Raw genomic sequence first — 19,405 nt, forward strand, 5'->3', positions numbered from 1 at the left:
ACCAAATAAGCAGATAAATCCAGCCAGTTCTTTCCTCGTACACCGCCAGTTGAATAAACGTAACAATCCGAGTGTTAAACTTTTAAAATTAATCATAACTTCGTCCCTAAGACCTGCAAATCTTTTTAGATGTATGTTAACTAATCTTCCTGCCAAATTTTTTTCTATTTCGCTGTTTTTCGTCTTTTTAGGCACTACCCTAAATGCACAAGAGCGGTATGCAACAGACCTTAATAAGCTGAACGAATACATCAAAAAAAAACCATCGTTTGATAAACAAAAGCAACTACGTATACAAAAGCTAGAAACTGAAATAGACGGTCTACCTGTTGGCAATGATCAAGGGCACTATGTTCTTTACTTAAAATTGTATAACGAATATAAAACGTACGATTTTAAAAAGGCTTTCTTCTATTCTAAAAAACTAGAAGAAACAGGCCGCCGATTAAAAGATCCAACCAAAATTGCCGACGGAAAAACCAAAATGGGATTTATACTTATCTCATCTGGGCTTTTTAAAGAAACGTTCGATGCACTAAAATCTGTGGAAGTAGAACATTTAGTTGACAGCATGAAGATAGAATTTTACTTTCTTAATGCGCGTTGCTACTACGATTTGGCAGATTATGATAAAGACGACTATTTTGCGCCTTCGTATGTTAAGCGCGCCGCGGCATATATAGACTCTGCTACCATGCTTTGCGATCCTAAATCTTATGAATCTAGGTATTTTAATGGTTTAAAACTGCTTAAAGCTGGCAAAAAGACCGAATCCTCGAAAATTTTACATGACATATTGAAAAATTACCAACTCACAAACCATCAATATGCCGTTACCGCATCTACTTTAAGCGATATTTACATTCAAGATAACAACATAGAAAAAGCAATTCCTTTGTTGGCCAGAGCCGCTGTAGACGACATTATTTCATCGACCAAAGAAGCCGCAGCGATGCTAAATTTAGCGCAATTGCTGTATAAAAGAAACGATGTTAAAAATGCCTATACATACATAAACGAAGCTATGGATGATGCCAACTATTATGGCGCCAGGCAACGTAAAATTCAGGTAAGTGCAAATTTAATGGTTATTGCATCAGGCAAAATCAATTCGGTAGAAGGTGAACGAAAGAAATTAGTGCAGTTTATTGTTGGCTTAGTGTTGTTTATGGTGTTGATTGGAGTGTTCTCTGTAATTATTTATCGCCAGCTACTAAAAATTAGAAAAGCCGATAAAATCATCACCGAAACAAATGCGTCGCTACAACTAACGATCAACAAACTTAACGAGGCAGAAAAAATTAAAGAGGAATATATTGGTTACTATTTTAATTTAATTTCTGTCTATCTAAATAAGCTAGATAGGTTTAAAAGGTCGGTAGACAATAAAATAAACGCCAAAAAATTTGAAGACATACGGGTGTTGGCAAATAACATCAACCTAAAAAAAGAAAGGGAAGAGCTATTTGAGAATTTCGACCGAGCTTTTTTAACGCTTTTTCCACAATTTGTAGAATCTTTTAATGCTTTGTTTGATGAAGAAAACCAAGTAAAACTGCAGCATGCCCAAATACTTAATACCGATTTAAGAATTTTTGCTTTAGTTAGGCTTGGAATTAGCACGCCCGAGAAAATAGCTTCTATTTTAGAATACTCTACAAATACCATTTATAACTACAAGGCAAGAATTAAAACAAAATCGTTGCTAGATAACGACGAATTTGAGCTAGCTATTATGGCTATAAATACCATATAATAATTTTCAACGCTTGTTCTAGCCTATATTTAGTCTATATTCTACATCGCTAAACACAAAATCAACTAATTGGATAACAGCACTTTGTTTTAAAAAATCCTCGTTTTAGGTTTATATTCTCGTTTTGATAATTGCGTTTCAATTATTAAAGCGTTCTCTTTGATTTGTATTTAGATGCAGCCAGTTCTGGTCTAAGTGCAAGATCAATCTAACCAAAATAATATGAACCTAAAAAAAATTGCTTCCTACTCTGGATGCATTTCCAAACAACCCGTCATTAAGCCTCCGATTTAATTTTAATTTTTAAGCATCAGCCTTTCAATCAAAATTCAAATCTACTAACCAACCAAAATAAACCAATATGTTGAAAAGACAATTACTCAAAATCTTTCTGCTTGGTACCTTCACACTTTTCTCGGTATCAATTGCCGCGCTCGCGCAAGAAAGAACCATCACCGGTAAAGTAACCGATGATAAGGCAGACCCGATACCCGGTGTTACCGTCTCGCTAAAAAATAACACACGTGGCGTAGCAACAGATACAAATGGTGCGTACAGCATAAAAGTCTCTGGCAATAAGACAACTTTAGTATTTTCTTTGGTGGGTTTCGCAACCAAAGAGATTGCCCTAGGCAACAAAACAACCATGAATATAACAATGATAGAAAGCAACCAACAACTAAGCGATGTTGTAGTTGTGGGTTACGGTACGCAGAAAAGGAAAGACCTTACCGGTTCTGTAGCTTCTGTTAACGGCAATGATTTTAAAGATCAACCAATTACCAACGCAACGGAAGCGTTGCAGGGCAGAATTGCAGGTGTAAACGTGGTAAAAAGTTCTGGTGCGCCAGATGCGCAACCTACCATAACAATAAGGGGAACATCTTCTTCAAACCAACCTGCTCCTTTATACATTATCGATGGGGTTCGGGTTCCGGGAGATGGCAATCTTAATGTACAAGATATTGCCACAATTGATGTGTTAAAAGATGCAAGCGCGGCCTCTATTTATGGTTCTGCTGCTGCTGGAGGTGTTATCCTTATCACCACAAAAAAGGGAAGAACACAAACACCAAGCATTACTTTTAGCAGCAGGTATGGCATATCTACTCCAAAAACCGGAGAGCTGTTAAACAAAGAACAATACCTTCGATATGAAAACATAGTAAACCCGCAGTTTTTTAGCAATGCGCAGGGACTAGATACGCTAGCCAACACCAACTGGGTAGATGCGCTTTATAAAAACGCAACAGATCAAAACTATAATTTATCTGTAAGCGGTGCAGGCCAAAAAATGGATTATTTAGTATCGGGGTTTTACAATAAGCAAGATGGCGTTTACGCACGCAACTTCTCTAACATTGGCGGCGCTCGGGTAAACTCTAACATTAACATTGGTAAGTATTTAAAAATTGGAGAACAGGTAGCTTTCTCTCAAAGAAAAACGGCACCGCCAATTGGGGTTGAGGCGCAGTTGCACAATTCACCTTACCGCACCATACCTATTTTGCCGCTTTATAACAAAAATGGCAGCTACGGAACTTCTCCTCAAGGATATAATGGTTTCGTATTTAACGGAATAAATCCGCTGGCAGCATTAAACGCGGCATCGGTAGAAAACTTTAAAAATAACCTCCAGGCAAATGTGTATGGCCAAATTGCTTTACCCTTTGGCTTAACTTTTAAAACCACTTTTGGATATTCTTATTACAACGAGGCGCAAAATTACTTTCAAGATGTATTTAGCAATGGTGCCGTAACTAATCAAAATAACTCGCTAAACAAAATAAACGTAATTAGTAGCCAGCTACTTTCCAACTATGTTTTAACGTACGATAAAACCTTCGATAAACATCATGTAGATGCTGTTGCTGGTTATGAGCAGATTACCAACAAATTCAGCAATCAAGATGTAACGGCAAGCAATATGGGTTTGCCAGGCTTCTCTTTCGTGCCAACATCTGCAACCAATTATGTAGTAAATGGTAAAACAGATAACAACGGTTTGATCAAATCTTTTTTTGGCAGGGTAAATTACAACTACGCAGGTAAATATTACGTTTCTGGATCCATTAGGCAAGATGCCAACTACACGGTTTTTGGTCCTAACAAACAAAAAGGTGTTTTCCCTGCGGTTTCTGCAGGCTGGAACATTTCCGAAGAACCATTTTTTAAATCGGCGGTTCCCGCAATAAATTTATTAAAACTTAGAGGTAGTTATGGCGAATTGGGAAATAGCAACATTGCGCCTTACAGCTACGTATCTGTTTATAAGCAGTTTGCTGCCAGTGGCAATGGCTCTGCCGGCGGACAAAATTTTGCGCCAAATACAAATTTGGTGTTGGCAAATACTTTCAACTCCATTCCAAACCCAAGCCTACATTGGGAAACTGTAAAGGAAACAAATATTGGTTTAGATGCCGAATTATTGAACAGTCGCGTTTACTTAACGGCAGAATATTATAATAAGAAAACTGTCGATTTGCTGTATCCCTTACCGGTTTCTTTAAGTTCTGGCATTACCGAACCTTATTTGGCAAACGTTGGATCAGTAAGCAACAAAGGATTCGATTTTTTAGCGGGCTACCGTGATAAGGTTGGTCAACTTGGATTTGATGTTAGTGTAACCGCGGGCTTTAATAAAAACAAAGTTTTAAGTTTAAGTGGTGTTACCACCGATGCTTTATATGATGGTTATAACTTTTATACCAATGGCGATGTTGGCTTTAACGCAATGCCAAACCAACAAATTACCATTAGCCGTGCAGGCGACCCATTTGGCTCTTTTTACGGCTATAAAGTGCTTGGTATATTTAAAACCGACCAAGAGGCGGCGGGTCAGATGGTTAACGGAAAAGCTGCAAAAGCTGGCGATTTAATTTTCGAAGATCTTGATGGCAATAAGGAAATTACAGCTGCCGATAGAAAGATTATCGGAAACCCAAATCCAAAAATGATCTACGGTGTAACGATTAATTTAAATTACAAATCGTTCGATTTAGGGTTATTGTTTAACGGTGTTGCCGGAGTTGATCTGTTTAATGGTGTAAAATCTTATCAACAATATCCATTTTCTGGTGATGCAAATACTTCGCCAGCAGTTTTTAATGCGTCGTTCTTCGGAAATAATGGGCTAACAAGCCAACCAAGAATTGGGATAAAAAATCCTGATGGCTCATTTACATTAGACCAAAACAGAAACTATTCTAGCGTTAACAGCTACTTTGTAGAAAAAGGAGATTATTTAAAACTTAAAAACCTACAATTAGGATATACGCTTAAGGGCTCTTTTATGGATAAATTGAACATTAAAAGTGCTCGACTTTTTGTAATGGGCAACAACCTATTTACGATCACGAAATACTCTGGCTTCGACCCAGAACTGGCAAGTTCCTTCTCTGGTGCGGGCTATAACGGTGTAACTACAAAAGGCATCGATGCGGTTTCGCAATACCCACAAACAAGAATATATTCTGTTGGCCTAGACGTTAATTTTTAACTTATAAAACTAAAAAAATGTTAAAGAAATTATATATAGCAGCAATAGTCGTTTTGGTAATGGCGGGTTGCAAAAAAGATCCTGGTTTGCTTGGGCCAACTGATGCCTATTCAACCACAACGTATCCGCATTCTCTTGGAGATTTACAAAGCGTATTGTCTCCTGGCTACTCAAATTTAAGAAGCGCCGCACTCTTTGGGTTTAACCTAATGCCAAAAGCCTTGGCAAATGCTACGCATACCGCTAACAGCTCTTATGGCGAACAGGCTTGGAATGAAATGACCAACAACAATTTGGGGGTAAATAATCAATTCTCAAAAGACGCTTGGGCATCCTTTTACACAGGCGTAAAAAACTGTAATGTGGCCATAAAAGCATCTAATTTTTACAAAACAAATGGCATGAAGCCAGGTGAAGAAAAAGACGTAAATTACGTGTTGGGACAGGCCTATTTTTTAAGGGCATTTTATTATTTCCAACTAGAATGCTATTATGGCGAAAGCTATATTAGAAGTGGAGCAGGCGGAGATAAAATGGGTGTTCCTATTTATGATGAGATTCCAGAAACGTTAGATGCCACCCAAAAGCCAAGAAGCACCGTAAGAGAAACTTGGGATTTTATTGAGAAAGATTTGCTACAATCTGCAGATTTATTAAAAGGAAAAGTTTGGACTGGTGATGATCGGGGAAGAATTTCTGAATGGGCTGCCAAAGCCTTGTTGGGTAAATCCTATGTGTTCACTCAAGATTGGGCAAAAGCGAAGCCTGTTTTGTTAGATGTAATTCAAAACAGCGGCAAGTCTTTAATGCCCTATGCTAAATACCGCGAATCTTTCTTGGGCCATAGCGACAGTGAGTTTAACGAAGAATCTCTGTTTGAGTTAAACGTAGATCCAGATAGCAAGGGAGATTACGGCCCTTATGGAAATACGCCAAACGCGACCGTTTTATATGGCGTAATTTGGTCGCCATTTGCTTTGGGCTTTGACGGTACCGAAACAGGTTCTATGTCTTTAGGTTACGGCAACGAGGGTTTCCACGATAAAAATGTACAGCGTTTTGGTTATCCACTGGGTTACTACACTTTAGTTAACAATCCAAATTTTAAAACTGGCCAATCGCCAAGCTATAAAAACCCACCAAAGGTGATGGATCCTGTGTATAAACAAGCAGCCGAAAATGTGAGAACAAACAAGCTTGCCGATCCGCGTTTGTATGTAAATGCCTTGCAACCTTGGCTAGATTCTGTAAAATTTGATGGTTCTAATTGGTTTCCGGTTTCTAAACCAAACTATTTTGGCGGTCAGCCGAATACCTACGGTTGGAGTTTTAGAAAATACACCAATATAGATTATAGCTTAAACGATAAAAACGCACAGGGAAACAATTTGTATTTCTTGCGTTTGGCAGATGTTTTTTTACTTTATGCAGAGGCTGCTAAAGGACTTGGGGACAATACAACAGCGTTAGAGTATTTAAACAAGGTAAAACGTAGGGCTTATAGCTATCCAATTAACGCGCCCTCGCCAGTAGATTATACAAGTTTAACAGGAGTGACAAAAGCAATTAACGACCCTGTTTTAGGCACAAATCCACTGTATTACGAGCGTTGGGCAGAGTTGTTTAATGAATCTGATTGGTGGTTTGATGTGTGCAGGTGGAAACTAGGGAAATCTGAAGCGGCCTATTATGTTACCGCGATAAATGTAGGCGGCCAGCCTTTTACCTTCAATGAAGCTAAATCTTACTCTTGGCCAATCCCTACGGATGAATTTAATTCGAATGCAAAAATTACTGGTCAACAAAACCCTGGCTATTAATTATTAAAATGATGCGTCTGAAGGCGGAAGCGAGAAACTTCCGCCGAAAGGCAAACCTAAATGGAAATTGTAAATGAAGTTAAATTTTAAAAAAAGCATCTGTTCAAGAGCGCTCGCATTCGCCGTTTTGCTCTTTCTAATGGCTGGCATAAGCGCTTGCAAAACAGCCAAAAAGACAGACGATTTAAAAAATCTGCCGGCGCTTACTTTGCCCATAAGCAAAGAAAAATTGGTTATTGCCCACTGCATGACAAACATAATTCGCTATAAAAACCATCCATTTGAAGACAGTTGCAATCCTGAATATTATTTTAAAACTGGAAACATAACTGCACCCTTAGGCGGATTATCTCAGGTTTATGTAATGGCCGATAGCTTATTGAGCAATGCAAGTTTAGAAGAAGCGGTTGCTTTTGAGATCAAAGCAGCCAAAAAATGCGGAATAGATGGCTTTCAGTTTTATTATCATTTAGGCAGTAGAACGGATGATGACATCATCAAAGCTTATTTTAAAGTTGCAGATGAACAGAAAATCGATTTTAAATTTACCTTTTGCATTTCACATCCCAAAGGAAAAACAGAAAGCATAAAAATTGCCGATTTTGCTGAACGTATAAATGGGATATTTAAGGCTGTTGGGCAAAACAACAAACATTGGCTAAGAACGCCCGATGGACGCTTGCTTGTTTACTCTTGGTACGGAGAAGATTTGGCAGATATTCCAGCAAAATCCAATTTTCCGAAACCGTATTACGCTGCAAAAGCTTTTCAAAAACTAGCCAATGCAGTACACGATAAATTTGCGTGCGTTTACACAATAAACCAACGCTATTCTAAAACAGATTTAAACAATATTTTGGATTATTTTCCTGCGGTTTGGATCTGGACATTGCCTTACACCAATACTTATTCTGGTTTTGAAGTTGCCAAAGCTTGTAAAGAGCGCAATAGAAATTTTACAGCTTCCGTCTTCAACGATTTTTACACCTCGAAACTGTTAAAAAAAGGCACTTGGGATATGTATCATAACGCAGCCGATGCCGTTAAAGCCGGAATTGATAGCGTTGATCGTAAATACATCCCAACAGGATTATCTAATAATTTTAGAAATCTTTTTGATTTCGGGATCAAACAAAATGCCCAGATTATAAATGTCATCACTTGGAACGATTATCCAGAAGGACACCACATTGCGCCAGAAATTAATCATAATTATGGCTTTGCAATTCTGCTAAACTATTATAAAAGTTTGTGGAAGGGCGAGAAATCATCTTATCAAAACAAAGATGTTGCCATTGCATTTTTTAAAAAATATCAATCTAACGTAACGCCTAATCCATACAATATTCCTGTGGTAAGTTTCGAAAAGGAAGCAAAGCCAACGCCTGTAGAGGATTCTATTGAAGTAGTTACGCTGTTAAAAGATTCGGCAACCCTTTACATTAATAATCAAAGGGTTAAAGTTGCGGCAGGTCTAAAGTCTTCTGTTGTTGCCTCAAAACCAGGCAATGTAATTGTGCGTGCAACACGTAGCGGTAAAGAAATTATAAATTTCATCACGCCAGAAGGTATTACCACAGCATCGTATAGAACAGACAGGTTAACCTATAGTTTTAGCAGTGAGTTTAAAAGTTTTCATCACTATTTATTTGGTGATGATAAAGCGTTTGTTTCTTCAGAATATAGCACGCTTCCATTACAACCACAGTTTAAAAAGCCAACTCCACCAACCTCACATTAAATTTTTAAGAAATGACTATAAAAAACATAGCTGTCATACTTTTTTCGCTTCTATTTACCAATCAGGTTTTTGCACAAAATAAAACCGTTGAAGCTTCTTTGGGTAAGACGAAAATAGAAGTTGGGTTAGAGGCAGATGGCACGCCGTATTATCTTTTAAATTACGGAAATAAAGAGGTTATCAAAAAATCTACTTTGGGAATTGCCTTTACCGAGGGCGATGGCTTTAAAAACAATTTAGAGATTATCGGCACAGAAAAGAAAGAGGTAGACTCCACTTGGAAACCCGTTTGGGGCGAGGTAAATTCTATCAGAGACCACTACCAAGAGCTTACCGTAAAATTAAGACAGAAAGGAAATAAACATTTATTGATGAATATTGTGTTTAAAGCCTTTAAAAATGGACTTGGTTTTAGATATGAATTCCCTGAGCAAAGCGGATTGAAATATTTTGTTGTTTCTGATGAGCTGACCCAGTTTGCGTTAACAGGCGACCATAAAACATTTTGGATTCCCGGAGATTACGATACGAACGAATATAAATACAGCACCACCAAATTGAGCGAAGTTGATGCTTGGAAAGTTGAAAAAGCCGCTACAGACATCGCCGTAAGGGTTGTGCCAGATCAGTATGCGGTACAAACGCCGCTGATGCTGAAAACAGCAGATGGATTGTACATAAATATACACGAAGCTGGTTTACTTGGTTACCCTGCCATGCAGTTGCACGTAGATAGAAAAAAATTCGTTTTAAGCGCTAACTTGGTTGCCAACGCGGTAGGCAGCAAGGCTTTTTTGCACGCCCCTTTCCACACGCCTTGGAGAACGGTTATTGTAAGTGAAGATGCAAAAGAAATCCTAGCCTCAAAAATAATCCTCAACCTAAACGAACCATCAAAAATTAAAGAAACCTCTTGGATTAAGCCGATGAAATTTGTAGGCGTTTGGTGGGAAATGCAAACCGGAAAAAGCACTTGGAGCTACGCAGAAACTGCCGATTCTAAAGATGCAAACGGCAACCTGACCCCAAGTGGCAAACATGGTGCAAATACCGCAAATGTAAAACGATATATAGATTTTGCTGCCGCAAACCATATTGGCGGTGTATTGGTAGAAGGTTGGAATTATGGTTGGGAAGATTGGTTTGGCAATTGGAAAGAATTTGTGTTCGATTTTACAAAACCATATCCAGATTTTAATGTGCAAGAAATACACGATTATGCCAAAAGTAAAGGTGTACAAATGATTATGCACAACGAAACTTCGGGCTCGGCAACAGACTATGAAAGGCAACTAGATACGGCTTATAAATTCATGAACAAATTTGGCTATCCGGCAGTTAAAACAGGCTATGTAGGCAAAATTATCCCGAGAGGAGAACACCATGATGGACAGTGGATGGTAGAACATTATGAGCGCGTAGCAGAAAAAGCAGCCCAACGCCATGTAATGGTAGATATGCATGAACCTGTTAGACCAACCGGCTTGCAGCGCACCTATCCAAATTTTATGACCTCGGAAGCTGGCAGAGGAAATGAATATAATGCCTTTAGCACCGGAAACCCGCCAGAGCATGAAACCATTTTACCATTTACCAGATTAATGGGCGGCCCAATGGATTATACGCCAGGCATTTTTAAGCTAAAAGGCTATGCCGATGCAGATCCAACCCGCCAAGTACATACCACTTTGGCCAAACAGCTGGCTTTGTACGTTACCATTTACAGCCCGGTACAGATGGTTGCAGACATTATAGACAACTATAAACCTTACATGGATGCCTTCGAATTTATTAAAGAGGTACCTGTAGATTGGGACGATACCAAAATTATTGAAGCCGAACCAGGCGATTATGTAACCATTGCGAGAAAAGGTAAGGCAACACAAAACTGGTTTATAGGCGCCGTTACCGACGAAAATGCCAGAACGGCTACGATTCCTTTAAACTTCTTAAATCCATCTCAAAAATATGTGGCAACTGTTTATGGAGATGTAAAAGATGCAGATTGGAAAAATAATCCAGAGGCTTACCAAATTAGCAAATACCTTGTTGATGCAAAAACGGTGTTAAAATTAAAATTGGCAAATGGCGGAGGAGCAGCAATAACTTTAATGCCTGCTACAGGTAAAGAAAAGGGTTTGAAAAGGTTCAGATAGCTTCGCTTTTTTTTGGGGCTGCCTTAGCTTTTTTGAGTTGTGATAATTAAACGGCGAGCTAAGCTTGTTTTATTTCGCCAACATTTTACTTTCCTACAACTTCTTTTCTAAAATGAGCACCCCAACTTATTAATTCATCTAACATTTTTTTCATTGAATGCCCCAATGGAGTTAGTGCATATTCTACAGTTACAGGCATGCTATCAAATAAAGTGCGTGTTACAATCTTATTTTCCTCAAGTGCTTTCAGCTCCTGCGAAAGCATCTTTGGCGATATTTCTACAATGTCTCGTTGTATTTCTCCAAAACGTTTATTGCCAAAAGTAAGTGATATTATTATGGGCAATCTCCATTTTCCCTGTATTACCTCTAAGGCATCTCTAGATACCATAAGTTTTTGCTGGCACACCTTTTCTTTTTGACTCATATTTTTTTAGTTAAACTTACCCCGAGGTAACTACTTACTTAGGGGTAACTACTATATTTTAGATAGCAAATTTACATACTTTTGTGGTATAAATAAAATTAAAAAAATCATGACAAATACAAAAACCTGGGTAGTAGATCCAATGCATTCAGATGTGTTATTTAAAATCAAACATCTGGTAATATCAACTGTTACTGGATCCTTCAAAAAATTTGAGGGGAAAATAACCTCAGAAATAGAGGGATTTAATAATGCTAAGATAAATTTTGAAATTGACGTAAACAGCATAGATACCAATCAGGATCAACGTGATGAACATTTGAAAAGTGGTGATTTTTTTGAAGCCAATCTATACCCGAAAATTACTTTCGAATCGACAGCCTTCGTAAAAACTGAGGGCAGCGATTATAAGTTAAATGGCAACCTTACCATGAAAGGGGTAACAAAACCGATCAGCTTAAATGTAGAATACGGCGGCTCAGAAGATAATGGACACGGCGTAATTAAACATGGATTTGAAGTAACCGGAATAGTTAACCGCAAAGAATTTGGAATGACTTGGAATAAATTAACCGACTCAGGTGGCCTTGGTTTAGGCGAAGACATTAAACTAATAGCAAACATTCAGGTTGCAGAATTGGTTGAGACAGCAGTAGAACCTGCAGCATAGAAATAGTGTGAATGAATAGCCTATTCTAAAACTTTACACACCAAAACCCGACGAGCTTGAATGCTCGTCGGGTTTTGGTGTATTACCGGTTGATCAGGCATAGTTCTTATAACTATATCAAACTCCTCCCCTCCGTTCGTCAGGAGGGAAAATCATTAAAAATGATTTTCGCATTTAGCATAATATTATGCAACTTGTCCCTGCAATTTGCGAGGCTCCAACTGTCCATAACATCGCAAAAAATCAATTCTCATTCAACTGGTTATCTATTTTTTTCTGAAGCTCTTCTTTAAAATTTTCGTTTAAATGTAATTCGCTGTGCAGCGAAGAGACAAAAAGGTTCTTTACCATTCTGTTAATCGCCAAACTTTGTTTCTGATAGGTTACACAAATTGCACAACCTGCCAAATGAATTTTTAATTCCAACTCCTCTCTAACCGAAATTTTTTCAAGCTGTTTTTTTTCTATCAAAAATGTAGCCTTGCGACAATTATATGCTATTTTTTTTATTTCAGATTCTTCCATATCTATAATTCTAAATCCAGTTTTTTTGAAGACAGGCCCTAAGATTTACTTTAGTGCGGTGAATGATTACCCAAAAATTTGACGGTGTAAGTTTCAATTCGGTGCAAATAACCGAAGTTACTTCCTCGTCAATGTGTTTCATTGTAAAGACAGAAATCCATAAAGCAGGCAACTTTTTCATGCATTGCTGTAAAATGTGGTTAAATTCTTTTGTAATGAGTGTGCTAGGTTCTTCGATACCTATTTCTTTAGGCCAGTATTCTTGATTCCAGTTGCCATGTACTGAATCAAAAAAATTCTGCTGACTACCATCATGGACTTCTTTTTCTGACCCATTCGGAGTTCGAGATGCCCGACTACGGTACACGTCTATAACTTTATATTTTAAGATTGCTGTAAGCCAGGTTCTCTCCGTACTCCTACCCTCAAAATTATCGAGTTTTTCTAAAGCAGCTAAAAAAGTATCTTGAACCAAATCTCGGGCGCGCTCTTCATCGTTAATCCTCGAAAAAGCATAGGTAAAAAGGTAATCTGCATAGTTAGCAACCCAACAATGCGGGTTAAGGTTTCTCTTTTGATCACCGATAATTTCTTCCTCCGTTAAAACTTGCATTTATTCATAATTAAAATAGAAATAGGTAATGCGGCCTTGTAACCGCATTACCTTTTGTTTGGGAGACCGCTAACAAGTTAGTTTTTTTTTAAATATAAGAAATGTTGTTTCTGTCATTTCTTCGGTCTAAATTTATTTTATCGATTTGATAATCGAACAAAACCTAGACAAAAAATCGAAAAACAGATTACATCAATTACTCCAAAATAACCCGCATAAAGTTCTGAACATCGGGCAAGGTAGTAAATGGATTTGGGTTTGGAACTTTGGCAATAGGCATACTTTCTTGAAGTGGTGTACCAGCCAAATTAAACTGGGTAATGCCTGCGCCTGGAAACTGGTTTAACGCGGTTCCATCATCATAAAGACCTGTAGTAGAGGAAACATCGCCCTTTTGAAAAGGATCTATTCCAGTGCCATTTGTTGCGAAGAACCAATCATTAGAAAATCCATACATGGTTGCAACTGCAACTCGATCGCCTTTTGCTACATCCAATTCCTGAGTTACCTTTCCTCCTTCCGCTCCGTTAATCATCGGAAGCAATACCTTTGTTGCTGGCTCGGCGAGTACATAAACTGCTTTTATTCCAGGTTTTCCCTTTAAGTAAGCGGCAAGAACACTTGCGTCGCCTTTTTGAGCAATATCTTTTAAACCTTGGTTTCTGTCTTTTTCGCCAGCCTTGTACAATGGATTCTCTAATCCGTTAAAAACAACCACTAGTATGGGCGAAAGCGGTGTAAAAATTCCGGTAATACTGGTTGCATATTTACTCAATGCTGCATTGTCTCCCTTCTCTGCAATATCTGTAATCCCGTTTGCGGTAGGTTTGTCTTTCATAAACAAAGGCGCAGGATTCAACAAGTTTCCACCAACAATGTAAGAAATAGCCCAAACCCCCGGACTAAAAGGCGTTTCGTTTGGGGTACCGCCAGATGTATTTTGGATGGTAAGTGTAAATTGCGAGTTTCCATCATACTTTAATGTGGTCTTCATCAAATTAGCTGTTGGCATATAAGTATTTCCTTGGGCATCCATTCCAACCACTTCAGAAATATTTCTATTTTCGGCAACACCGGGGTGGGTTACCGTAGCGCCAGGTTTTTGGTTGATGCGTGTGCCGTTATCCCACAATTTTACTTGGCTTGATACATCTCCTTCTATTGGCTTGCCGGCTGCATCGTACACTAATATGCCAGGATTATCTGGCGCAAAAAATAAATCGTTAGAAGCACCATACATGGTAGCAAACGTTACTGCTTCGCCTTTTGCAGCGTAGAAATGAATACTGGTAGATTGACCGGGCAAAATTACCGGCGGCGTGCCAGTACCTTGAAATGTGCCAGATTCTACAAGGGGTTTTGAATCCAAAACGTTTTGCACGGTAATTGATACTTTTTCAGTGGGTGGTTCTGTTGGGTATTTCCTATCTTTCTTACAGGCTGTAAATACCAAGGGCAGCAGCGCAATGCCGGCCCATGTTGTGAGTTTTTTATACTGTTTCATGGTCTATATTTTCTTAGTCTGTCGTACCAAAGTTCAATACCTTACAAATAATCTAAAAAAACATTTCGAATCCCTATTTTAGCGTCTACATTTAAAAAACACTTTCTTTGTAAGGAATGTTGTGACTGGCCGACTAACAAAACAAAAACATGATGAAAACGACAAAAAAAATTAATTTTAACAGAGCAGGTAGTAAAAACATCCTTGCATTTTTAGCGCTGGGTATTTTGGCTTTAAATCTACCTTCAAATGTATCTGCGGCAGAAAAAACTCACATTTCAAAAGCCAAAATTTTCGAGAAAACTGTTTCAGATACTACAAAAATGGTGTCTGGTGTTCCGCTCAAGCCAGAAGATGTAAGTCCGCTGTTGGTTGGTGAAAAAATTCCAACACTAATCTTATCTAACGATAAAGGAGAAAGTGTCGATTTAAATAAGGTTGTTGCTGAAAAACCGACAATTCTCGTGTTTTATCGTGGCGGCTGGTGTCCTTTTTGTTCGAAACAACTTGCTGGCTTGCAAGAAATCCAAAAAGACCTTACAGATATGGGTTATCAAGTAATTGCCGTAAGTACCGATAGTCCAGAAAACCTAACAAAAACGATGACGAAAGAAAAGTTGTCTTACACGCTTTTGTCTGATGCTGATTTGAGCGCCTCTAAGAAATTTGGCATTGCCTACAAAAGCCCGGCAAATTACGATTCGTTTTTGCCAGCAGCCTCGGGCGGTAGAAATGTAGATAAATTGTTGCCTGTTCCTTCTGTTTTTATTTTAAATAAAGTTGGAGAAATAGCTTTCGAATACATCAATCCAAACTTTAAACAACGTATAAGTTCCTCTTTGATGAAAGCTGCCGCAGAATCTCTACGGAATCAAAACTAACATACTTGTTGGATCCTGCGATATTGGCAGGATTCAACAATTTTTAAATTAAATATATCTATATTTAAAAATTATGAAATCGATAAGCAAGTATCCGCCCATAACCATTATTGCTTTGGTGCTTCTTTTAAGTTCTTTCGTGTCTATACCTTGTTCGGATACGCCAGTTGTTAACGCTAAATTAATTAACGAGATAAGTTTTATCGAAAACTCTTGGACCTTAGCAGCGAAAAAGGCCAAGGCAGAACATAAACTTATTTTTGTGGACGCATACGCTGTTTGGTGTGGCCCTTGTAAACTGTTAAAATCCACGACTTTTAAAGACCCTAAAGCAGCTGAGTTTTTCAACAAAAACTTTGTTAACCTATCTATCGATATGGAAAAGGGAGAAGGGGTTGCACTTTCCGACAAATGGAAAATAGATTCCTATCCTACCCTGATGGTGCTAGATGATAGCGGTCGGGTGGTGCTCAGTTCTATTGGCTACCTACCTGCAAAAGATTTGATTGAATTTGGGAAACAGGCGCTCGAAAAACAGAAAAAAAACAAATAATAGGACCATACGCTTTACTTTCTTACCATAAGTTAGGCTCGCCTTAAAGCCTTATCTTGTATTTAACTCTAAAAAAATTGGAGGGTGACATGGAGAAGAAATACAAAAACAACTTTATACAAGAAGTTTAAAAATAGCCAACACTTTTCGCAATAAAATGAAACGAATTTTAACATTGATGTTTTTAGATGCAACATTAACTGTCAGTGCACAGTCTACCGATAGTTTACAAGTACAGCTAGCTCGCAAATGGGAACATAGTAAGGTCTATGCTTTAAAGCTTGCCGCTTTGATGCCCGAAGCCGATTATGGTTTCAAAGCATCGCCAGAAGAGATGAGTTTTCAGGAGCAGCTTCTTCATATTGCCGACAATATTAACATGCTTTCTTCTTCTTATTTGTTTTGCGATGCACCAACAGCGCGCGATCCAAAAACAAAATTGTCTAAAACAGAAGTTTTGAAAATCCTAGCAGATGCCTACGATTGTGGGCTTAAGGCGAATACAAACGTTGCAACATCTTTATTGGATGAAAAAGTAAAATTCTTTGCAGGCCCCATGACCCGGCGGCAAATATTAATTTTGATGCATGACCATCAAACCCACCACCTTGGTCAACTCATCGTCTATCTTCGGTTAAAGGGGATTAAACCGCCTGCTTATATTGGCTGGTAATTATTTATTGTAATTATTAAAGGATTCTTCTTCAGCAATCGGCAAGTTAAGTGTATAAGTTTTGTACTTTTTAAACACGTGTTGCATACTATAATCTGTAGCGTTTTCGCAATTTATTTCATCAGACAGTTTACGCAAACCCGAAGAGGTATAAATCCCGCAAAATGGCTGAAAAAAATATTTATTTTTAAATGCGTAAAAATCGAACTCTTTGTTTTCAGAACAGGAGTTGATAAGCTGTTGCATCACTGCTTCGCGCATATCGATCATGTCGCAGGCCAAGATTAGCCAATTTTTTTCAGGGAATTTTCGGTGTGCACTCAAAATGCCTCGCAATGGCCCAGGAATGTTGTTGCTATCCAATATCAACTTATCCTCAGGTATTAATCTCTTATAGCTTTCTTGTTGACCTATATTTATACTTACCATTGCTTCTAAACCAAGTTTTATTAGCTTATTTTGCAAAAGTTCTACCCAAGTTTTCTCCTCGTATAGTTTTAAACCCTTATCGGTGCCGGCCCTTTTGCTTTGCCCACCTGCTAAAATTAATCCGCATATATCCATTGCCGTTTTATTTTTCTGAGTGTCCAAGATCTTTATCTGGGCTTACCGCATCTCTAACCAATTTTTTTAGCTCCTTAATCTCGGGGAAACGTTGCATTTGCTGCCGATCAAAAATCAAACTCCCATCCACTTTCACGGTAAAAGTCCCTCCAATTTCGCTGGGAATTAGTGTAACTCCTCTTAGCTCATCTACAAATGTGTTTAATAACTCTTGCGCCATGTACGCAGAGCGCAACAGCCATCCGCATTTTGGGCAATATTCTATTTCTATTAAAGGTTTTGACTCAATCATCATCATTCGAAATTAAATATTATCGCAACAAGGTTACTCGTAAATGTGAATATTTGGATCTCCAGTAACTTCTTGACAGCTGCAGTTGCCGCCCCATTTTTTCTTACCATCCAAAAAGTATTCGCATTTCCATACGGGCAATTCATGTTTTATTTTTTCTATGAGAAATCTATTGGCTTCGTAGGCTTCTTTGCGATGGACAGAAGCTGTAACTACTACAACAGCAGTTTCATTAATCCCGACTTTCCCTACCCGATGAATCGCCAACGCGCTGGTTAACTGCCATTTCTCTTTTGCCTCTTCAATGAGGGTTTGGATCATTTGCCTAGCCATTTCCTCGGCCGCTTCGTAAAACAGGTGCGATACTTCTTTCCCAAAACTTCGCGCCCGCACCGTTCCATTAAAAACAACAACTGCGCCCGCTAAGGGGTCTTCATTTTGGGTAAGCAACTCTGCCACCTTAATTTCTTTTGATGTTATGTAATTCATATTAACCTCCGCTACTTGGTGGGATAACGTCTATAAAATCTCCTGAATGAAGTGGATAATCTAAAGCCACAAAAGTATTGTTTACTGCAAAGCGAGAAATATCTAAGATTTCCTTAGCCGAAGGATTTCTGGCAATCAACTCTAATTTTAACGCTCCTATAGTTTCAAGGCTGCTCATGCATTCTATTTCATCGGCGAAATATTCTTTTAACATGGCATAGATTTTAATTTTCATAGTTTAATTGGCTTTTGTTCAAATAAAAACAATAGTTATCAAAAAAATTCCCAGTCGGTTTTTAGCCTCCAATTTTTAGCATGGGTAATTCGCTACCTGTAAATTTAACAGGTTGCTTTTGGTTCAGCGCACTGTTTAAGAGCGTGGTAAAATCAGCATCGCTGTTAGATGTGTTTAAATTAATGGGTTGGTTTACACTCAAACATCCAAATATATTTCCATGATGATCTAAGCGCAAACGATCGCAATCTTTGCAAAACGGTGTGCTGGTATTTGCTATAATTCCAAATATCAATCCGCATTCTGTTCTCCAATAGTTGGCTGTCGCCGATGCTTTTCTCGGCAAAGCCTTAAAACTGTAAACGGTAGAAATACGTTCCAAAATCTCTTGCTGAGAAAATAGTGATTCATCAGACTCTTTATACAAATGCCCCATTTGCATTACCTCTAAAAACCTAACTGCTATATTTTTAGAGGCAGCATATTTAAGCAGGGGAATAACTTGATCATCATTTTCTCCCCTTACCAAAACGGCATTTAACTTTACTTTTAAGCCTGCATTAATTGCTGCATCGATTCCTTTTTTGACTTCTTGCAACTTCGCTCTTCGCGTCATCTTAAAAAACGAACCCTCTTCTGCAGCATCCAAAGAAATATTAATTTCTGTTAGTCCGGCTTTTCTTAGTGCTATTGCCTTCTTCTCTAACAAAAAGCCGTTGCTGGTCATGTTAACCTTAGGAATTCCTATTTCTAATAAACCGGCAATCAATTGCTCAAGCTCCGGATACAACAGGGGTTCGCCTCCGGTTAACCTGACCGAGTTAAGCGACAGTTTAGCATGAAGCTTTTGCACAGTAAGCAATAAATCATTTACAGACAAGCTGTTAGGTTTAATTTGCTGACTTGTTAAATCTTCGTTTGTACAATAGGTGCAAGCAAAATTACACACATCTAGCAAGCTTATCCTCAAATTCTTAAAAGAACGACCAAAATCATCTATCACCATA

Annotated in this window: 18 protein-coding genes; 9 read left to right on the forward strand and 9 right to left on the reverse strand. The window is 38.3% G+C overall.

The genetic code is table 11. The features are described 5' to 3' along the window. Positions 1-133 precede the first annotated feature (133 nt). From susR to ABIB40_RS12730, 5 genes are all read left to right on the forward strand, one after another. Complete coding sequence (susR, locus tag ABIB40_RS12710; protein WP_354359617.1) at positions 134-1,756, forward strand: SusR family glycan utilization regulator; 1,623 nt, start codon at positions 134-136, stop codon at positions 1,754-1,756. Between the two features lie 361 nt (positions 1,757-2,117). Then, positions 2,118-5,255, forward strand: a complete 3,138-nt coding sequence (locus tag ABIB40_RS12715) for a SusC/RagA family TonB-linked outer membrane protein (protein WP_354359619.1) — start codon at positions 2,118-2,120, stop codon at positions 5,253-5,255. 17 nt (positions 5,256-5,272) lie between these two features. Next, on the forward strand, positions 5,273-7,075 hold the full coding sequence (locus ABIB40_RS12720) for a RagB/SusD family nutrient uptake outer membrane protein (protein WP_354359621.1): 1,803 nt from the start codon (positions 5,273-5,275) through the stop codon (positions 7,073-7,075). A gap of 73 nt (positions 7,076-7,148) precedes the next feature. After that, entirely contained in the window at positions 7,149-8,816 is a 1,668-nt protein-coding gene (locus tag ABIB40_RS12725; RefSeq protein WP_354359623.1) for an endo-1,3-alpha-glucanase family glycosylhydrolase, read from the forward strand. An 11-nt stretch (positions 8,817-8,827) separates the two neighbouring features. Further along, the gene (locus ABIB40_RS12730) at positions 8,828-10,972 is read left to right on the forward strand and encodes a glycoside hydrolase family 97 protein (RefSeq protein ID WP_354359625.1); all 2,145 of its coding nucleotides are present in this window, start codon (positions 8,828-8,830) and stop codon (positions 10,970-10,972) included. An 85-nt stretch (positions 10,973-11,057) separates the two neighbouring features. Here ABIB40_RS12730 and ABIB40_RS12735 read toward each other — a convergent pair whose 3' ends face one another. Continuing rightward, complete coding sequence (locus tag ABIB40_RS12735) at positions 11,058-11,399, reverse strand: winged helix-turn-helix transcriptional regulator (RefSeq protein ID WP_354359627.1); 342 nt, start codon at positions 11,397-11,399, stop codon at positions 11,058-11,060. 109 nt (positions 11,400-11,508) lie between these two features. Between ABIB40_RS12735 and ABIB40_RS12740 the strand changes: the two genes are divergently transcribed. Beyond that, on the forward strand, positions 11,509-12,069 hold the full coding sequence (locus ABIB40_RS12740; protein ID WP_354359629.1) for a YceI family protein: 561 nt from the start codon (positions 11,509-11,511) through the stop codon (positions 12,067-12,069). 243 nt (positions 12,070-12,312) lie between these two features. Here the strand turns inward: ABIB40_RS12740 and ABIB40_RS12745 are convergent, their stop codons facing one another. The 3 genes from ABIB40_RS12745 to ABIB40_RS12755 form a co-directional block, all read right to left on the reverse strand. After that, positions 12,313-12,594 (reverse strand): hypothetical protein, encoded by a 282-nt coding sequence (locus tag ABIB40_RS12745; RefSeq protein ID WP_354359631.1) that lies wholly within the window; start codon positions 12,592-12,594, stop codon positions 12,313-12,315. A gap of 10 nt (positions 12,595-12,604) precedes the next feature. Next, positions 12,605-13,207, reverse strand: a complete 603-nt coding sequence (locus tag ABIB40_RS12750; protein ID WP_354359633.1) for a sigma-70 family RNA polymerase sigma factor — start codon at positions 13,205-13,207, stop codon at positions 12,605-12,607. A gap of 196 nt (positions 13,208-13,403) precedes the next feature. Next, positions 13,404-14,711 (reverse strand): spondin domain-containing protein, encoded by a 1,308-nt coding sequence (locus ABIB40_RS12755; RefSeq protein ID WP_354359635.1) that lies wholly within the window; start codon positions 14,709-14,711, stop codon positions 13,404-13,406. Positions 14,712-14,860: 149 nt separating this feature from the next. Here ABIB40_RS12755 and ABIB40_RS12760 point away from each other — a divergent pair, with 149 nt between their 5' ends. The 3 genes from ABIB40_RS12760 (at position 14,861) to ABIB40_RS12770 (ending at position 16,818) form a co-directional block, all read left to right on the forward strand. Further along, a complete protein-coding gene (locus ABIB40_RS12760; protein WP_354359637.1) occupies positions 14,861-15,592 on the forward strand; it encodes a peroxiredoxin family protein in 732 nt (243 codons plus the stop codon). A 73-nt stretch (positions 15,593-15,665) separates the two neighbouring features. Continuing rightward, positions 15,666-16,145 (forward strand): thioredoxin family protein, encoded by a 480-nt coding sequence (locus ABIB40_RS12765; RefSeq protein ID WP_354359639.1) that lies wholly within the window; start codon positions 15,666-15,668, stop codon positions 16,143-16,145. A 178-nt stretch (positions 16,146-16,323) separates the two neighbouring features. Then, complete coding sequence (locus tag ABIB40_RS12770; RefSeq protein WP_354359641.1) at positions 16,324-16,818, forward strand: DinB family protein; 495 nt, start codon at positions 16,324-16,326, stop codon at positions 16,816-16,818. On the opposite strand, the gene ABIB40_RS12775 is transcribed toward ABIB40_RS12770, so the two are convergent. From ABIB40_RS12775 to ABIB40_RS12795, 5 genes are all read right to left on the reverse strand, one after another. Beyond that, positions 16,819-17,382, reverse strand: a complete 564-nt coding sequence (locus ABIB40_RS12775) for a molybdenum cofactor guanylyltransferase (protein WP_354359643.1) — start codon at positions 17,380-17,382, stop codon at positions 16,819-16,821. Between the two features lie 7 nt (positions 17,383-17,389). Continuing rightward, on the reverse strand, positions 17,390-17,680 hold the full coding sequence (locus ABIB40_RS12780) for an Rdx family protein (RefSeq protein WP_354359645.1): 291 nt from the start codon (positions 17,678-17,680) through the stop codon (positions 17,390-17,392). Between the two features lie 27 nt (positions 17,681-17,707). Next, positions 17,708-18,163 (reverse strand): molybdenum cofactor biosynthesis protein MoaE, encoded by a 456-nt coding sequence (locus ABIB40_RS12785; protein ID WP_354359647.1) that lies wholly within the window; start codon positions 18,161-18,163, stop codon positions 17,708-17,710. A 1-nt stretch (position 18,164) separates the two neighbouring features. Next, a complete protein-coding gene (locus ABIB40_RS12790) occupies positions 18,165-18,398 on the reverse strand; it encodes a MoaD/ThiS family protein (protein WP_354359649.1) in 234 nt (77 codons plus the stop codon). A gap of 61 nt (positions 18,399-18,459) precedes the next feature. Then, positions 18,460-19,404 carry a GTP 3',8-cyclase MoaA gene (locus ABIB40_RS12795; RefSeq protein WP_354359651.1) on the reverse strand — a complete coding sequence of 315 codons (945 nt, stop codon included), beginning with the start codon at positions 19,402-19,404 and terminating at the stop codon, positions 18,460-18,462. Position 19,405: the final 1 nt, after the last annotated feature.

Origin of the sequence: Pedobacter sp. UYP30 (assembly GCF_040547165.1) — a bacterium.
Lineage (GTDB): Bacteria > Bacteroidota > Bacteroidia > Sphingobacteriales > Sphingobacteriaceae > Pedobacter.

Bases quoted from the DNA above. Each gene is read 5' to 3' on its own strand.
- susR (WP_354359617.1), top strand. From the start codon at position 134: ATGTTAACTAATCTTCCTGCCAAATTTTTTTCTATTTCGCTGTTTTTC.
- ABIB40_RS12715 (WP_354359619.1), top strand. From the start codon at position 2,118: ATGTTGAAAAGACAATTACTCAAAATCTTTCTGCTTGGTACCTTCACA.
- ABIB40_RS12720 (WP_354359621.1), top strand. From the start codon at position 5,273: ATGTTAAAGAAATTATATATAGCAGCAATAGTCGTTTTGGTAATGGCG.
- ABIB40_RS12725 (WP_354359623.1), top strand. From the start codon at position 7,149: ATGAAGTTAAATTTTAAAAAAAGCATCTGTTCAAGAGCGCTCGCATTC.
- ABIB40_RS12730 (WP_354359625.1), top strand. From the start codon at position 8,828: ATGACTATAAAAAACATAGCTGTCATACTTTTTTCGCTTCTATTTACC.
- ABIB40_RS12735 (WP_354359627.1), bottom strand. From the start codon at position 11,399: ATGAGTCAAAAAGAAAAGGTGTGCCAGCAAAAACTTATGGTATCTAGA.
- ABIB40_RS12740 (WP_354359629.1), top strand. From the start codon at position 11,509: ATGACAAATACAAAAACCTGGGTAGTAGATCCAATGCATTCAGATGTG.
- ABIB40_RS12745 (WP_354359631.1), bottom strand. From the start codon at position 12,594: ATGGAAGAATCTGAAATAAAAAAAATAGCATATAATTGTCGCAAGGCT.
- ABIB40_RS12750 (WP_354359633.1), bottom strand. From the start codon at position 13,207: ATGCAAGTTTTAACGGAGGAAGAAATTATCGGTGATCAAAAGAGAAAC.
- ABIB40_RS12755 (WP_354359635.1), bottom strand. From the start codon at position 14,711: ATGAAACAGTATAAAAAACTCACAACATGGGCCGGCATTGCGCTGCTG.
- ABIB40_RS12760 (WP_354359637.1), top strand. From the start codon at position 14,861: ATGATGAAAACGACAAAAAAAATTAATTTTAACAGAGCAGGTAGTAAA.
- ABIB40_RS12765 (WP_354359639.1), top strand. From the start codon at position 15,666: ATGAAATCGATAAGCAAGTATCCGCCCATAACCATTATTGCTTTGGTG.
- ABIB40_RS12770 (WP_354359641.1), top strand. From the start codon at position 16,324: ATGTTTTTAGATGCAACATTAACTGTCAGTGCACAGTCTACCGATAGT.
- ABIB40_RS12775 (WP_354359643.1), bottom strand. From the start codon at position 17,382: ATGGATATATGCGGATTAATTTTAGCAGGTGGGCAAAGCAAAAGGGCC.
- ABIB40_RS12780 (WP_354359645.1), bottom strand. From the start codon at position 17,680: ATGATGATGATTGAGTCAAAACCTTTAATAGAAATAGAATATTGCCCA.
- ABIB40_RS12785 (WP_354359647.1), bottom strand. From the start codon at position 18,163: ATGAATTACATAACATCAAAAGAAATTAAGGTGGCAGAGTTGCTTACC.
- ABIB40_RS12790 (WP_354359649.1), bottom strand. From the start codon at position 18,398: ATGAAAATTAAAATCTATGCCATGTTAAAAGAATATTTCGCCGATGAA.
- ABIB40_RS12795 (WP_354359651.1), bottom strand. From the start codon at position 19,404: ATGGTGATAGATGATTTTGGTCGTTCTTTTAAGAATTTGAGGATAAGC.